Annotated in this window: 9 protein-coding genes and 1 CRISPR repeat array; of the genes, 5 read left to right on the forward strand and 4 right to left on the reverse strand. The window is 39.4% G+C overall.

From position 1 onward, the window contains the following. Positions 1 to 5 precede the first annotated feature (5 nt). The 3 genes from RDV52_RS01690 to RDV52_RS01700 are packed head-to-tail and all read left to right on the forward strand — an operon-like array spanning position 6 to position 4,339. Positions 6 to 878 (forward strand): GLPGLI family protein, encoded by an 873-nt coding sequence (locus RDV52_RS01690; RefSeq protein WP_004367735.1) that lies wholly within the window; start codon positions 6 to 8, stop codon positions 876 to 878. Continuing rightward, entirely contained in the window at positions 875 to 1,723 is an 849-nt protein-coding gene (locus RDV52_RS01695) for a GLPGLI family protein (RefSeq protein ID WP_004367734.1), read from the forward strand. The genes RDV52_RS01690 and RDV52_RS01695 overlap by 4 nt, the downstream gene beginning before the upstream one ends. Positions 1,724 to 1,783: 60 nt before the next feature. Continuing rightward, a complete protein-coding gene (locus RDV52_RS01700; RefSeq protein ID WP_223381211.1) occupies positions 1,784 to 4,339 on the forward strand; it encodes a peptidase associated/transthyretin-like domain-containing protein in 2,556 nt (851 codons plus the stop codon). A 319-nt stretch (positions 4,340 to 4,658) separates the two neighbouring features. On the opposite strand, the gene crcB is transcribed toward RDV52_RS01700, so the two are convergent. Then, complete coding sequence (crcB, locus tag RDV52_RS01705) at positions 4,659 to 5,033, reverse strand: fluoride efflux transporter CrcB (RefSeq protein ID WP_036875237.1); 375 nt, start codon at positions 5,031 to 5,033, stop codon at positions 4,659 to 4,661. 7 nt (positions 5,034 to 5,040) lie between these two features. Further along, entirely contained in the window at positions 5,041 to 5,253 is a 213-nt protein-coding gene (locus tag RDV52_RS01710) for a hypothetical protein (RefSeq protein ID WP_004367731.1), read from the reverse strand. A 182-nt stretch (positions 5,254 to 5,435) separates the two neighbouring features. On the opposite strand from RDV52_RS01710, the gene RDV52_RS01715 reads away from it, so the two are divergent. Both RDV52_RS01715 and RDV52_RS01720 read left to right on the forward strand, forming a co-directional pair. Beyond that, entirely contained in the window at positions 5,436 to 6,275 is an 840-nt protein-coding gene (locus RDV52_RS01715) for an aldo/keto reductase (protein ID WP_040557251.1), read from the forward strand. Between the two features lie 95 nt (positions 6,276 to 6,370). Further along, complete coding sequence (locus tag RDV52_RS01720; protein ID WP_004364770.1) at positions 6,371 to 6,763, forward strand: MoaF-related domain-containing protein; 393 nt, start codon at positions 6,371 to 6,373, stop codon at positions 6,761 to 6,763. Positions 6,764 to 6,902: 139 nt separating this feature from the next. Continuing rightward, positions 6,903 to 12,636: a CRISPR direct-repeat array (repeat unit 47 nt; unit sequence GTTGTGATTTGCTTAAAAAGTTGTATCTTTGTGGTGTCAATTACAAC). Positions 12,637 to 12,759: 123 nt separating this feature from the next. Here RDV52_RS01720 and cas2 read toward each other — a convergent pair. Both cas2 and cas9 read right to left on the reverse strand, forming a co-directional pair. Next, the gene (gene cas2 / locus RDV52_RS01725; protein WP_004367722.1) at positions 12,760 to 13,101 is read right to left on the reverse strand and encodes a CRISPR-associated endonuclease Cas2; all 342 of its coding nucleotides are present in this window, start codon (positions 13,099 to 13,101) and stop codon (positions 12,760 to 12,762) included. A gap of 33 nt (positions 13,102 to 13,134) precedes the next feature. Then, on the reverse strand, positions 13,135 to 17,655 hold the full coding sequence (cas9, locus tag RDV52_RS01730) for a type II CRISPR RNA-guided endonuclease Cas9 (RefSeq protein WP_004367721.1): 4,521 nt from the start codon (positions 17,653 to 17,655) through the stop codon (positions 13,135 to 13,137). Between the last annotated feature and the right edge of the window lie 50 nt (positions 17,656 to 17,705).

Below are 17,705 nucleotides of genomic sequence, written 5' to 3' on the forward strand. Positions count from 1 at the left end.
AATATATGATGCTAAGAGTGTTTTTTACTACTTTCGTCTGTCTTTCTGCTACGCTTTTTGCTCACGCAAAGCCAACGGATAAGGAGAAGATAGACAAGGTAAAGTACGAAATTATCTACCATACGAAGAGCATTACCGACACCACGAAGGTCGATTCGCTCGGCAATTTCATCTACAGCGAGGAGGATATGCGCCTCGATGTGGGCGAGCAAGTGAGCTTCTTTTATAGCTATTCCAATGCTCTCTACGAGCAACAGCGCATCGAAATGATGAACAAAGGCAACTTTTCTCCGCCTTCAACCCACAGCGGACACATCTATTGGAAGCTGTTCAAGAACTTTCCAACAGGCAAAACAACCTACGTAGACCATGTTTTCCGTGATGGATTTCGTGTAGTAGAACCCATAGAGCAGCCCCAGTGGGAGCTGATACCCGACAGTACAGCCCGCATTCTCGGCTACGACTGCCAGATGGCACGCTGCAATTACAAAGGCAGACAATGGTTTGCATGGTTCACAACCGACATTCCCATCGATAACGGACCGTGGAAATTGGACGGATTACCGGGACTTGTGCTCCGTGCATACGACAATTCGCTCCATTATATCTTCGATTGCATTGGATTGAAGCAGACCGACGGCACACGCAACATGGTGTTCGATGACCGTTTTAACGGTTACGAGGAAATCTCGATGCGACGTTTGCAGCAGCTGAAAGCCAGCACCACGCCTTTCGATGCCATCAACAGAGGCGGCAAAGGAGTAACATTCCGCGTGGTAAGCGGCAGTGTTAATGGCAAGCTAACCGAAGCACAGCAAGAGGCGATGCGCAAGCAAATGCAGAAAAGACAACCACAAAACCCAATAGAAAGATTATGAAACGTATTATTTTAACAACGGCAGCACTCGCCCTTGCAGTGCTCACCGTAAGTGCAAAACCCAACAAAAAGGACGAAAACAAAGTTATCGACAAGCTCAAGTACACCATTACCTATCGGACAAAGAGCGTACGCGACACCACAAAACTCGACCCTGCAGGTCGTTATAACTATGAAAACGAAGACATGCAGCTCGAAGTTGGCGAGAAGGTAAGCTACTTTTACAGTGCCACCTACCGCGCTTATATAGAGAATTTGCGGAAGTCTCTCGATGGAAACAATATTCAGATAGAAACTTCAAGTCCTGCGCGTGGCAACCTCTTGATGGACTTCTATCGTGGCTACCCGACAGGAAAGTCTACTTATTTAGGCGAGGTGCTTGGCGAAAAATTCCGCATCACCGAGCCTTTAGAGCAACCAAAGTGGGACATTATAGCCGATAGCACAAAGCAAATTCTCAACTACGCCTGCCAGATGGCGCGCTGTAAGTTTAAAGGACGCACGTGGACAGCTTGGTTCACCACCGATATTCCATTGGACAACGGACCTTGGAAGCTGTGTGGATTGCCCGGATTGATACTTCGTGCCTACGATGCCAAGCAACAATACATTTTCGATTGCGTGGGCATGAAACAGGCAAAGGAAGGCGAAAACATTACTTACAACTCCGATTTTGACAAGTATGCTGCTTCAACAATGAAGGAATTTGTAGACTATCAGCGCAAGGCTGTACCCGAAGACATACTGGCAACGCAGGGAATAAAGATAGAAGTGCCCGAAGAAATGAAGGCTGAGGTGATGAAGGCATTGGCAAAACCGCAGCCCAGTAACCCACTTGAACTGTAACAAACCATATTCGCAGGCATGCATGACCTGCTCCAGCAAAGCACCGATAATACCCTTTTTATGAAGAAAATATTGACAATAAACGCTAAAAGCACTTTCTTCCACTCGTCAAGAATGGGCTGGAAGAGGGTGTCTACGCTTTTCTTGTGTCTTCTTTTCGTCCTTTTTGCATCGGCACAAGACCGCATTTCGGGCGTTGTCGTAGACTCTTTAACCCACAAACCCATAGCAAAAGCCAATGTAATGTTGCTGAAAGGCGGCAAGGTAGTTACCTTTTCGCGTGCCAACGATAAGGGAGAATTCAGCTTTACACACAGCACTGCCAACCTGAAAGAACTGCAGTTGCAAGCCACAGCATTGGAATACGAGAAGAAGCGCATAGCCATTGCCACCCCAATGGGCAACCGCATAGCAATGGTACAGAAGGTTTTTGAAATGCAAGAGGTTACGGTGATGGCAGGCCCGATAACTGGTGGCAAGGACACGATTACGTTCGACCTTACTCGTTTCGCATCAGAAAGAGACAATTCGCTGAAAGATGTACTGGCAAAACTGCCGGGCGTGAACGTCGGAAGCGATGGAAAGATAAGCGTAAACGGAAAGGATATCAGTCGCTTTACGGTGGAAGGGCTCGACCTTAGCGACGGACGGTACAACAAACTCACCGAAAACATAAAGGCAAAGGACGTGAAAAAGGCGGAAGTAATAGAGCACGACCAGCCCATTAAGGCACTGAAAGGAAAGGTTTTCACCGACAATGTGGCAATGAACGTTAAGCTGAAGGACAACGCCCGCGACCGTCTTTCGGTAACGTTGCGTCCCTATCTTGCCGTGGGAAAGCCGTCGCACGTTGCCGGTTCTGCCAATATGCTGCAGATAGGAAAGCGTAAGCAGATTATGTACGATGCGATATACGACCGTCGGGGCAGAGATGTGGCTCAGTCGGGCTTTGCTTTTGTTTCCGATTATATGGCACCACAGCCTGCAAGCCTCTCGTCGTGGTACTCTGTTCCCACGCTCAAAGCTCCAATAGATGCTGACCGTTTGCGCTTCAATACGTCGCAAAGTTACAGCATAAACCGCCTGCTGAAAACGAAAAATAACAACGAGATGCGCATAACAGCCGACTATTTCCGCAACGTTCTCCGCCAGAACACAGCCAACAGCTCTACCTACTACTTTGCCGAAACACCTACAACTACTACCGAAAAGCATCGCATGATACTGAAAGAAGACGTCTTCAATTTCAGCATAGACAAGAAAATAAACACCGAAAAGTACTATGGTTCGATGCGTTTCAGTGTGAATGCCGAGCAGGACGATGCCTTGTCGGGACTCGAAAGCACAGGGCACGCCAAACTTTCGCAGCGGGTTCGCACGCCCGAAGTGAATGTGAAAGGCTACATTACCACCACGCAAAATTGTAAGCGAGGCACACTTTCGCTGCAATCCATAGTGGATTATCACCACACACGCAACGATTTATACATCAATACCGACCGCGAGAACATTCAATCGAACCTTTGGCACAACAACAACGAGGTGAGTTGGCGAACCACGGAGAACGGTTTTACGCAGCATTACAACTTCGATGTAGACTTTCAACACCTGAATGTGCGCAACGGGCACACACAGATAACTTTCCATTCGTCGCCTTCGCTCAACTATGAAAAGGGAAAATGGCACGCGACGGTACGGCAAGAACTGAACTTGAAGTATCTTACCCAGCAACGCAAATGGTACTTCTATATGTCGCCCTCGCTGTATGCAAACTATAAAAAGAGCAGTCGTACCGAAACAAACGCATTGTTTTACTACGGTCAATCGCTGCGCGGACTGTCCGATTTCGCCCTCGACAGCTACCGAACCAACTACCGCACATGGAAGACTTCGCCTACGTTTATGCCACGTACCCACTCGCTAAACTTCAATCTGACCCACAATTACAAGCGCGTGGCAAGGGAATTCTTTTCCAATTTCTCGCTGAATGCCAACCGCACATGGAGCAATTCGGTGGTGGATATGCAAATTCAGAACGGCAACTACCTTATGACGTATGCCCAACACAACACCAAAAACACCAGCGTAACGGGGCGTTTCTGGGTTTCAAAAGGCTTCTACAAGCAACATTTCAAGACATCGTGCGGCATCTCAGCGGCTTACAGCGACGGCGAACAATACACTGCGGGCAAGGTGGTGGGCTACCAATACCGTTCCTTAACGTTTTCGCCATCGCTCACTTATTCGCCTTCGTGGGCATTTGTAACCTACAGTGGCGATTTCGCTCTCAGCAAATCAACGTCCGACAATGCGTCTATGTCGTCGCGTTTCAATTGGAAACAGAGCCTGACGCTTACCTCCACCATTCGGAAAGTAGACCTTTCGCTGTCTGGCATCTACTATCACAACCAGTTGGAGGGCGCAACGCTCAACACGTTCCTTGCCGATGCGAAAGCAACTTGGCGACAAAAGAACTTCCTTGTGCTTGCTACGCTTGCCAACTTGTTCAACAAACGCAACTACATAGAAACATCATACAGTGGCGTGGGCATCTTTACAAACAGCTACGAACTGCGTCCGCGCGAACTGATTCTTACCTTCGAGTTCAGGTTCTAAAGCCGAAGAAGAACGCCATAAAGGTGTAAATATTTTTCACAAGCATATCTGTCGCATGACAACCTTATTATCAACACATTGTAAAACCTATTGTTTTACGTTCCAAAAGAGCCGCTTTTGCAAGGTAAAAGCGGCTCTTTTGCGTTGCAAAACCTACGCTTTCGCAACGTCAAATCGAAATTATCGTTTTCCTTCCGAATTATCTTTATAAAATCAGGACGATTTCCATATATTGTTTCTAAAGTTTCTAAGGATTCTAAAAAACGATGTTCCCTATAATTCCTATACTCCTAAGCGTTCTTTTAAAAACTAAGGCATGCTAAAAGATGCGTGCTGCTTGCTGTCCTCCAACTACTGCAAGGAAGCCAACAAGAAAGCTGGCAAAAGTATAAAGTAACGCCGTGGTGTGCATTCCGTCTTTCAAAAGCGTGGCATTCTCGTTCATAAAGGTTGAGAAAGTGGTAAAACCGCCACATAATCCTGTTGTCAGCAGTAGGCGAGTGTTAGGACTGAGCGAGCTGCCAACGGGCAAAGCCGAGACAAAACCAATGATGAAGCAACCCAGAACATTCACGGCAAACGTGCCAAAAGGATAGGAGGAAACCACCATAGCCGACAACATGCGTGTTACAAGATAGCGAACTACACCACCGAAAAAGCTGCCGAAGCCCACAAGCATAATGTTTTTGAACATCTGTTTTTTATGTGCAAAAATACGAAAAATGCAATAAATAGACAAACTCGCATCGGTTTTTAAAAGAAAAATTGTAACTATTATTAAGTTTGGGAAGTTCTTTCATGGCTTTTTTCAGTTCGTCAATCTCCAGCGCATCTGTTTCTGCACCATCTGGAATGGTCGTCAACTTATGTTGCGGCTCATATTCTATAAATTCAACTTCGGACTTCTCTTGCATTATTCTATTTCATTCCACTGCACATATAAAAGCAAATACGTTTTGAATATTTCCATCGCATTTAAACCAATAATGAACCATTATGGTTTAATGGCTGATTGGGGTTAAATAAAATACCGACCATCTGAAGCATATTTCATTGAAATTTCGTAACTTTGTGGTGCAACATAAAAATAAAAGTTATGGAATATACTAAATTAACAAATGGCGTAGAGATGCCATTATTAGGATATGGCGTGTTCAGAGTACCGGCAGACGAGTGCGAACGGTGTGTAAGCGATGCGCTTTCTGTGGGCTACAGACTGATAGACACAGCACAAGTATATCGCAACGAAGAGGGTGTGGGCAGTGCATGGCGCAAGAGTGGCATTGCGAGGAACGAACTTTTTATTGTAACCAAGGTATGGATTACCAATTCGGGAGAAGAACGAGCAGCGGAAAGCATAGACGAAAGTTTGCGCAAACTGCAAACCGACTACGTAGACTTGTTGCTTATCCATCAGCCTTACGGCGATGTGTTTGGCACGTGGCGCGCAATGGAGAAAGCATATAAAGATGGTAAGGCACGTGCCATTGGCGTATCGAACTTTCAGGCAGGACGCTTCTTCGACTTCGTAAACTTTGCCGACACAAAACCAATGGTAAACCAATTGCAGTGCAACACGTTGGCACAACAAAAGGACATTCAGCCATTCCTGGCAGAAACAGGAACAAAAACAATGGCATGGGGTCCACTGGGCGGACAAGGTGCCGATGGTATTGTGAAGAGCGAACTGCTTGCAAGCATCGGACAGAAGTATGGCAAATCGGCAGCACAGGTGGCTCTCCGCTGGCTAATTCAGCGCGGCATAGTTGCCATACCAAAGAGTAGCCATATAGAACGTATGAAACAGAACATCGATGTCTTCGACTTTTCGCTAACAAATGACGATATGGCGCAGATAGAAACAATGAATCAATCGGACACTGGTTTCAGAAATTACACAGATCCACAATATATAAAGCATCTGATAGAGTTTTAATAACAGAAGAAACCATCAAAACAAGTCGGTTTTGAGATTTGTGGTTTTGCACCGAATAAAGTAAAGTATAATTGAATGAAAAGAGGTAAAGAAGTATGAAGAAATTAGTTTTAGCAGGAACTGTTATAGCTCTTGTATTATCGGCTTGCCATTGTAAGGACAACAACAAAGATATATCGTTGACAGGAAAGAAAGCTACCCTAACCTATCCGGGCATGGTAGCCAATGTGAAGTATCTAAACGATAGCACCATTCATTGGAAATCTATAGACGAAAACGATAGCATTGACGAACAAACTAAAGCAATGAAAATGAAAAAGATAGACAATGGAAAGTTCTTTATTAGCTGGATAGGAGACTATGGTGTTACATCTAGTCAGGTGGTAGACCTAAATAAGAAGACTTTTATTGAGTTCTATACTTCGGCAGACATTTTAGGTAACCGAGTTGGTCAGATGATTGAAGGGAAATACGAGTTAGACAAATAAGTCATAGCTTTTAGACATCGCCTCCTACCCATATCATAGCAGCAGGAGACAATTTGTTGTGTCTTAATACTCACTTCAATTTATTAAGGTGTCATATTTGCAATATAAATAGCAAGTATGATAACAGGCAGTCTCGTTCGTTGTGATTTGCTTAAAAAGTTGTATCTTTGTGGTGTCAATTACAACTATAAAGGTTGCGACATCGTTACTATCTCCGTTGTGATTTGCTTAAAAAGTTGTATCTTTGTGGTGTCAATTACAACCTATTTTCATAAGCACGTTTTCTTTCCTCAGTTGTGATTTGCTTAAAAAGTTGTATCTTTGTGGTGTCAATTACAACAGTAAAAAAAGAAAGGACAAAAGCCAAAATGTTGTGATTTGCTTAAAAAGTTGTATCTTTGTGGTGTCAATTACAACAAAGTTTCTTAACCAATTCCGCATTCTGCGGTTGTGATTTGCTTAAAAAGTTGTATCTTTGTGGTGTCAATTACAACTTTCCATTCTCGTATATATTATGTATTTTAGTTGTGATTTGCTTAAAAAGTTGTATCTTTGTGGTGTCAATTACAACGCGGACGTAACGAGCCAGGTCCATACTCGCGTTGTGATTTGCTTAAAAAGTTGTATCTTTGTGGTGTCAATTACAACCAACACGTCGTGTTTTATCTTTAACAGATGGTTGTGATTTGCTTAAAAAGTTGTATCTTTGTGGTGTCAATTACAACACAAAATTTGATTAAAGTCCTCGCACATTGGTTGTGATTTGCTTAAAAAGTTGTATCTTTGTGGTGTCAATTACAACATCCACTTGTGGCGATATACTGTAAATACAGTTGTGATTTGCTTAAAAAGTTGTATCTTTGTGGTGTCAATTACAACATCCTTTTCCTGCTTCGAAACACAGTCAGAGTTGTGATTTGCTTAAAAAGTTGTATCTTTGTGGTGTCAATTACAACTCTGTATATGTCGTTCCTCCCGTATCTTTGTTGTGATTTGCTTAAAAAGTTGTATCTTTGTGGTGTCAATTACAACCTTAATTTGGGGTGTGGGGTTGGTAACTTGTTGTGATTTGCTTAAAAAGTTGTATCTTTGTGGTGTCAATTACAACTTCTTTTCTTTGGATTAATGAACAAACCAAGTTGTGATTTGCTTAAAAAGTTGTATCTTTGTGGTGTCAATTACAACCTGCAGTTACCACACCATTTGGTACACCATGTTGTGATTTGCTTAAAAAGTTGTATCTTTGTGGTGTCAATTACAACATTCCACCCTTACCGTCAATCTTCGGATAAGTTGTGATTTGCTTAAAAAGTTGTATCTTTGTGGTGTCAATTACAACTCCCATAACTAACTAATCTTTAAAACATTGTTGTGATTTGCTTAAAAAGTTGTATCTTTGTGGTGTCAATTACAACTGCGTATCTAATATATGTGACTCTTTTCCAGTTGTGATTTGCTTAAAAAGTTGTATCTTTGTGGTGTCAATTACAACGAGCTTCACGAGCAGGTGGAGCGCGTGAATGTTGTGATTTGCTTAAAAAGTTGTATCTTTGTGGTGTCAATTACAACCTATTTCTGCCATACGGTTGGCGAAATCTGTTGTGATTTGCTTAAAAAGTTGTATCTTTGTGGTGTCAATTACAACATATTTTAAAAATGGAATTACAGCCATTAGTTGTGATTTGCTTAAAAAGTTGTATCTTTGTGGTGTCAATTACAACATCAACATACTGCTTAACTTCCGATTTATTGTTGTGATTTGCTTAAAAAGTTGTATCTTTGTGGTGTCAATTACAACTTCAGCAGTAAAATTAAAAGAGTTATTTGGTTGTGATTTGCTTAAAAAGTTGTATCTTTGTGGTGTCAATTACAACTCAATATCTTTATTATACTTATAAAAAAGGTTGTGATTTGCTTAAAAAGTTGTATCTTTGTGGTGTCAATTACAACATTTATCAATAACCGAATTGTCAAAAGCATGTTGTGATTTGCTTAAAAAGTTGTATCTTTGTGGTGTCAATTACAACCTCATTAGAACAACGTAACACTCTATCATAGTTGTGATTTGCTTAAAAAGTTGTATCTTTGTGGTGTCAATTACAACATCAACTTCTTTAGCTGAAACAAGCGCTTGGTTGTGATTTGCTTAAAAAGTTGTATCTTTGTGGTGTCAATTACAACCGATTAACAACAAACAGTACATCTTTCTCGGTTGTGATTTGCTTAAAAAGTTGTATCTTTGTGGTGTCAATTACAACAAAAGGAATAAAATAGATAACACGCCAACAGTTGTGATTTGCTTAAAAAGTTGTATCTTTGTGGTGTCAATTACAACGTTGTACAAAATTCCATACAACGGCTATATGTTGTGATTTGCTTAAAAAGTTGTATCTTTGTGGTGTCAATTACAACGTGGCTTAAGCTGATTTACAACCATACTATGTTGTGATTTGCTTAAAAAGTTGTATCTTTGTGGTGTCAATTACAACCACGTTCCTTATTAACGTTTATTCGTTCTAGTTGTGATTTGCTTAAAAAGTTGTATCTTTGTGGTGTCAATTACAACTATTACCAGTGGCTTACCTATCAAAAACTCGTTGTGATTTGCTTAAAAAGTTGTATCTTTGTGGTGTCAATTACAACTGTCACATTGTAACGCATGTTTGTAACCTTGTTGTGATTTGCTTAAAAAGTTGTATCTTTGTGGTGTCAATTACAACACATAATAGAAAGTCCTAAATTATGAGACAGTTGTGATTTGCTTAAAAAGTTGTATCTTTGTGGTGTCAATTACAACCTTGATGAGCACGCTCAACGTCCATACCCTGTTGTGATTTGCTTAAAAAGTTGTATCTTTGTGGTGTCAATTACAACTTTTCAAGCGGAGATACCTGATTAGCACTAGTTGTGATTTGCTTAAAAAGTTGTATCTTTGTGGTGTCAATTACAACTATATGAATTACCAATTTCAAACTCAGATAGTTGTGATTTGCTTAAAAAGTTGTATCTTTGTGGTGTCAATTACAACCGACCATAAAATATGCCCAACATAAATACCGTTGTGATTTGCTTAAAAAGTTGTATCTTTGTGGTGTCAATTACAACATAAACTTTTTTTGCATCCTTTGAATAGGCGTTGTGATTTGCTTAAAAAGTTGTATCTTTGTGGTGTCAATTACAACAAAAGTATTATTAATATTAAAATAATTATAGTTGTGATTTGCTTAAAAAGTTGTATCTTTGTGGTGTCAATTACAACATTGTTTTAAAGGCATCGAAGCAATAGCTTGTTGTGATTTGCTTAAAAAGTTGTATCTTTGTGGTGTCAATTACAACTTGTGAAGGAATGATACCAATGCGCGACCTTGTTGTGATTTGCTTAAAAAGTTGTATCTTTGTGGTGTCAATTACAACAATATACTTGCAAAGCATATCATACTGATGGTTGTGATTTGCTTAAAAAGTTGTATCTTTGTGGTGTCAATTACAACAATTTTAGTATCTATGAAGTCTTTACTGCGGTTGTGATTTGCTTAAAAAGTTGTATCTTTGTGGTGTCAATTACAACATAAATGATTTACTATTCATAAGCAAAACTGTTGTGATTTGCTTAAAAAGTTGTATCTTTGTGGTGTCAATTACAACGGGAGAATTCTCCCCATACACTACTTATTAGTTGTGATTTGCTTAAAAAGTTGTATCTTTGTGGTGTCAATTACAACACATTGCTTAAAGTTAGAATTTAGTTGCAAGTTGTGATTTGCTTAAAAAGTTGTATCTTTGTGGTGTCAATTACAACTTTGCGTTTAGAATACACTTTTAACCTATTGTTGTGATTTGCTTAAAAAGTTGTATCTTTGTGGTGTCAATTACAACTATCATAGTCTTTAGCATGCCATTTCCTAGTTGTGATTTGCTTAAAAAGTTGTATCTTTGTGGTGTCAATTACAACGTAAAAGTCGTTATAAATACGTTGGTAACCGTTGTGATTTGCTTAAAAAGTTGTATCTTTGTGGTGTCAATTACAACTACCTTTCATGTGCTTACCATCGGTACAAGGTTGTGATTTGCTTAAAAAGTTGTATCTTTGTGGTGTCAATTACAACTTGCATCACTGACGGCACTCATTACAGTAGGTTGTGATTTGCTTAAAAAGTTGTATCTTTGTGGTGTCAATTACAACTTAAATCCATAGTGTGCAGCTATCTGATTAGTTGTGATTTGCTTAAAAAGTTGTATCTTTGTGGTGTCAATTACAACTTGCATCACTGACGGCACTCATTACAGTAGGTTGTGATTTGCTTAAAAAGTTGTATCTTTGTGGTGTCAATTACAACAAATTAAACAAAATCCCCCACAATGGGGGGAGTTGTGATTTGCTTAAAAAGTTGTATCTTTGTGGTGTCAATTACAACAAAGGCAGCAGTATTAAGAGGCTGCGTCCTGTTGTGATTTGCTTAAAAAGTTGTATCTTTGTGGTGTCAATTACAACCAAACATTCTGTCACCATTTGTTACTCCTGGTTGTGATTTGCTTAAAAAGTTGTATCTTTGTGGTGTCAATTACAACCACCAGCACCGCCAGATATTACTTCACCTAGTTGTGATTTGCTTAAAAAGTTGTATCTTTGTGGTGTCAATTACAACTGATTATCTATCATAACGCCAGTTGCCTCTGTTGTGATTTGCTTAAAAAGTTGTATCTTTGTGGTGTCAATTACAACAAGGTAACGAAGAGACTAACCATCTCTCCAGTTGTGATTTGCTTAAAAAGTTGTATCTTTGTGGTGTCAATTACAACTGGAGAAGACCACATTGTCGATGTCCTCCTGTTGTGATTTGCTTAAAAAGTTGTATCTTTGTGGTGTCAATTACAACCGTTGAATAAATCGTTCGAGGTGGAAAGAGTTGTGATTTGCTTAAAAAGTTGTATCTTTGTGGTGTCAATTACAACCAAATGTAGGATTAGGCATAACAGCATTACGTTGTGATTTGCTTAAAAAGTTGTATCTTTGTGGTGTCAATTACAACCGAAAAATTACGCAGAAGCAACAGGCGTTGGTTGTGATTTGCTTAAAAAGTTGTATCTTTGTGGTGTCAATTACAACTATATGATAAGCTGTATTTTCTTTTTGGTGTTGTGATTTGCTTAAAAAGTTGTATCTTTGTGGTGTCAATTACAACGGGGCGCAAGTTAAACATTAAACATTAGATGTTGTGATTTGCTTAAAAAGTTGTATCTTTGTGGTGTCAATTACAACGATACGTCTCTCCGTCTGTATTTGAATAGCGTTGTGATTTGCTTAAAAAGTTGTATCTTTGTGGTGTCAATTACAACATAACATAAATTTTTAATAAATAAATAAATGTTGTGATTTGCTTAAAAAGTTGTATCTTTGTGGTGTCAATTACAACCTTCAAGATGCTGCAAAGCATCCGTGCCCTGTTGTGATTTGCTTAAAAAGTTGTATCTTTGTGGTGTCAATTACAACGTTGTAGAAGTTACTATCAAAACCTTATTGTTGTGATTTGCTTAAAAAGTTGTATCTTTGTGGTGTCAATTACAACACGCACTTTCTTTGAAGAATACGAATACTTGTTGTGATTTGCTTAAAAAGTTGTATCTTTGTGGTGTCAATTACAACTCTTCATGTGCTTGCCATCAGTACAAGAAGGTTGTGATTTGCTTAAAAAGTTGTATCTTTGTGGTGTCAATTACAACTTTAAGCGTTTCACGCAGAGCCAGGCAACGTTGTGATTTGCTTAAAAAGTTGTATCTTTGTGGTGTCAATTACAACACCGACACGCCAAGTGTCAGTGTGCCCATGTTGTGATTTGCTTAAAAAGTTGTATCTTTGTGGTGTCAATTACAACTGATTATTAATAAATACTTGATAATCAGATATATGTATAGTTATTAAAAGAAAATAAAAATGAGACCACAAAAGGAAATCCCACTCGGTAAGAGTGGGATTTTTACTTCTATATAGACAAGACTTAGAATAGTTCTAATTGCTGTCCGGGTGCATTGGGTGGCTTAGGTTTCTCACAAGAAAATAATTGAATATTGGCAAATTGCTTATCGGTAATATACAATATACCCACATCTCCATGACGAGGAAGGTGGGCACGAATACGTTTCATGTGGACTTCGGCATTTTCCATACTCGCACAATGACGCACATAGATAGAGAACTGAAACATAGTAAAGCCGTCTTTCACTAAGAACTGACGAAAGTTAGTATAAGCCTTTTTATCTTTCTTAGTCTCAGTTGGTAAGTCGAAAAACACGAGAATCCACATGACACGATATTCGTTGAAACGATAACTATCTAACATAAGAAAATAATAGCGTATGATATGGAGACATCGTTACTTGATAACTTTGATGATATTCCCCAAGCGATCTACCTTAAGTTTCCAGCAGATTTCTTTAATCATTTCACCAGTTAGGGCACGTTGATTCTTTGACTGTGGGCTACCAAGTCCATACTCATTCAGAAAAACAGCACCATTACAGCATTTTTCGGCATATTCTTTATCTACATTATAAATAGTATTAGCCGATGTGTGAGGAACGAAATTGGCAGTTGTACCACTTGAATCAACGAATTTGTAGATTCTATCTCTACATAACTCATCTTCATTTTCCTTAGTTGGGACATACACCAAATCGTTAGGCGATAAGTAAAACTTAAGTGGAATGTCAGCTTCATTGGCTTGGGGTACTGGACTCAGCCCCTCTTTTAGTCGCTCTACCACAATATTTAATGGAATTGTATCGTAACTACGTACCCCTAATTCATTTTCATAGATGGCAAAATAAAGGTTTGTTCCCTTTTCTGCTACTACAAATTTAGTAGCTTTATTGCCTGTTTGTCCCACGGGATATTTCATTCCTTTTGGTGTTGCCACTCTCACTTTCAGTATCGGCTGGTGTGCTTTACCGTCATTATATAGAGAGATGTTCTTATTCATCTCTTCAATACCTTCGGGCGTGAAGGCTATTTCCGCATTACCATCTTTCGTTTGAAGATAATTTAATAAGATTTTCTGGATACCAGTATCGGTAATAGACGATATTTGTTTGTCATCGAACGATGTGTCGAGTGATTTTCTTCTTGCCACCATCTCTATTTTTTCATCGCTGAACTGCCACACTTCTACCTTCTCGACACATTGCCTGTTCAACCGATAGTTAATGCTTTTGAAGTGTGCTAACAATTGTCGTGTATTAAAATGCTTCTCAACCAAAGCATTAATATAGTCGCGAAGAGTTTTATCGCAAATAGCGGGAATATTCTCTAAAGCCTTTTTTAGGCTGACAATAACCTTTCTGCAGAGATTCACACGACCGAAGACAGATTCTTTGTGCAGTGGTTTCCTGATAGCCCACATATCATTTCCTTTTTGCGAGATCATAACTTTATTGCCAGATGAACTATAATGTTCGTAGTAATTGGTAGCTTTATTAATAACACGCACATAATTTTTAAAGCTAACCACTACATCACTTAAAGCTTCACGAGCATCTTGCGTAAAGGTCTTCCATGGTTTTCTAATCTTGCGTTTCTCATCGCAAAGCTTTTTACGCAGGTCTTCACGCTTCTCAGGACTATTTGCCGATTCGTTGTTCAGATAATTAACAATATTGCGCGAAGCACACGCAATAACAAGCGCGTCCATAGCATGGTGCCGGTGGTCGATGCGTTTCTTGCTAAACCCACGCTGCAATTCTAATGGAACAGTAGTTTGAAAGACATGTTTACCGGCTTTATCTTCCCAATGACCGAATGCGTTTGTTTTTGTTATTTCGTTGAGTCGCTTGAAGCGTGGACACACTATGCTACTCCAAACATCGTTCAGTCCCCAGTCTTTCTTTAGTCTATTGGTTATTGCACCATTGCACGACACAACGAATTTAGACGTTGCTTCTTGTTCGTTTTCGGCTCTGACAATATTGGACAGCACGGTTTGTACCATCTTACTTATATATCTGCTGTCATTCAGTTGTCGGGCTGAGAACTCTTGTGGGATATCTTCCAATAGAAGTTTATCCCGTTTATATGTATTATCAATATAGTGCTTGGTTACGAAATCTTTATATTCTTCCTTCGTAAAAATCTTTACATCACCCAACAATGTGCAATGTACTATCCGTCCTCCACATTCCTTAATAAACTCATAGCCCAACATATTATCCTTCAAACTATTTACTTCCGATTCACAAATAACTTTATTATTGAAAGAATCGTCGAAATAACGACTCTGTGGAATGATATGCTCTATTTGATAAGCTGTGGTAAACAGCTTCGAAAGAGGAATTACCCTGCCTGTATAAGGTGAACGATATTTCTGTTCGAGCCACAGTTTATATCGTGAAAGTTCCGTTGGTGAAGGCTGCGCCATCTTCGATATCTTTGAAATATCTTCAAACATCTCGTCTTCTTTCGATAACTCTTGCAAAGCACCTTCTTCGTAAATACGTAATATTTCCTGTTGTGAGGGCGAGTAAGGACGTACGTTCTCTATCTTATCATCGTTCTTCAGTTCCACCAGCAGATTTTTTATACGCAAATTTGTATTCTCATTACGTAGAATATCTTTTGTTTTGCGTGCTCGTTGCTCCGCTGTACTCTTCATGTTTCGTCCTAACTCTATATGGATTTCATCTATTTGTCCTGCATCTTTCCATATATCGTACACCGTACGAAGTGTTTCGAGTAAACATTGTTCTACTATTGGGTTACGAAGCGAGTGTTGTTTAAACTTGTTTATATAAGTCTTTAAATCTTCTGGAGACTGCCAACATTGTATTTGCGCAGCCTCAGAGTGCCGACCATACACTACATAACAAGCAAGCCATGTAGGCAAACCTTGAAAATCTGACAGTTTATTAAATGAAGAAACAGCCGCTTCTATTTTCTTTTTTAGCTTCTCATCAATATCGTTTTGCAGTATTTTGGCAATATTCTGCTTTGTTGCCTCACAAATATCAGCTTCTTTCCATAAACTGCCTCTACGCATAACAGCTAACAGTTTCTTTATTGCTTTTTCAGAATATGCCCCATACTCCTTTTCAAAAGGCTTTATTTTTAGGAACGAATTAACAAAAGCATCATCTATGTTAAGGTCGCCGAATGCTTTGTTTGCTTTCAGTTTACGCAATGCGCTTTCTGTTTCTTCTTTCGCTTCTATAGAATATAACAGATGCCAAAGCCTGTATTCTCTCTCTTCCACATCTAACAATTCACGCGGTATGTCTGCTCTGTCGAATGCAAGAAGCAACTCATGTCGAGTAGCATTGCACGGATAGCTTTTATTAGCATCTTCTATGTAATTCCAACGAATGGGATATATCTTCTCTGAACCTATGGATTCTTTCTTCAGCTTTAGGAAACTTCTCAAAAATGTTTCTTGTTTTATATCTTTCCGGTCATTCAGAAAAGAAAATAAGCGGACATAATCTTCTTCCGTCTTAAGGTATTCTGCTGTTACCTCTTTGCCGTCTGTTACGCTGAAAAGGCGAAGATTGGCTATAAACTGCCACAACCTGAACTCCTGATAATAAGGATTAGACTTAGCTATACATTTTATTTTCTTCTGCCCCTTTTTGCCTGTCAGCTTATCATCGTACTTATATACTTCGTACGGACAATCGGCTATTAACGATTTCTTGCTTTTTAATGGTCGTTGATAGAATATCAAATCATTGAGAAGAAGAAATGTCATATCTTTCTTCAACAAGTATTCCTGATGCTGTTGGTTATTCTTATACAGTTCTTCAGCACATATTTTCAATGCTTCTAAGCTATGTAATCCTTCATGATACTTAGTTTGTTCGCGCAGAATTTCACGCAATTCATTCTTATAATACTTGCGTTCTATCGTGCGAATATACTTTCCACGAATCTTATCGAACGGCTTTTCTAAAAGATAGTCGTATATAAATGCACCTACAGTTTTATTCGAATCGTCTATAAATTTCTCCGTTCGGGTCTTTATAAGTTGCCAATCGTCTTTTTCAGGAGATTTGAACGAACGCTTAACTTTGCCTTCCTTATCGCATTTGGGCGTTTTTCCATCGTCCTCATATTCGGTGGTTACAATATATTCTTTTACCTTTCCAACCCAGTCATCTAATGGTATCTTACTCTGACAACGAGCTGTCCATCCGTTTTCTAAGTGTATATTGTACCACGTTTTCCCACCTTTTGGTGCTCCATCGGCTTCAACTCCAACAACTTTCAACTTATAATACTCTTTACGTTTCGTTAGATTATCTTCTTCTTCCTCGCCTCTCAACTGGTAATAGCCACGCTTCTGATTGAAATTAAGCAGAATCCAAGCCAATTCTTCTTTCTTTATTGGTCGTGTCAATGCTTTCTTTCGCAGATAATAAATGGTCCAATCAAGCGGTATTTTCTTTCCATCAGATACTAATGATGGTTGGTTCTGGGCAAAATCTGCCACCATCTCGTTGAACGATTCCATAAAGAGAAAACGCATAGACCCGTCTTCTTGTCTCTCCCAAGCTAATTTTGGCTCGCTATTATTAACGAATTTACCGTATGTGGCAGGTTCGTTTCTATCCCACCCTATGGCATCTTCATAATGTTTAGGTAGAAACTTTAATGCGTGTAGCACCCTGTGCAATCGTTCACGACGCAACAAATGTCGTTCTATTAAACGTCTATTGCCTCGAAAATCCGTTCTTATTGCCGTTTGAGACACCTTTACTCCTTTGTCGAAATCACCAAGCATATCTTGAGTCATAGGTATAATACGACTGCCAAGCTTAATGTTTCTTAAGTAGTTTCCTTCATCGTCTACTTCTACTTTAGCCCAACCAATGCTATTGGGTCCTAAGTCTAATCCAAGGATTGTTTTCATTTTATCTTGTTTTAATTTGGTTTTTAATTATTAAATGCTTAAATTTGCAC

It is taken from the genome of Prevotella nigrescens (genome assembly GCF_031191185.1).
GTDB classification, from domain to species: domain Bacteria; phylum Bacteroidota; class Bacteroidia; order Bacteroidales; family Bacteroidaceae; genus Prevotella; species Prevotella nigrescens.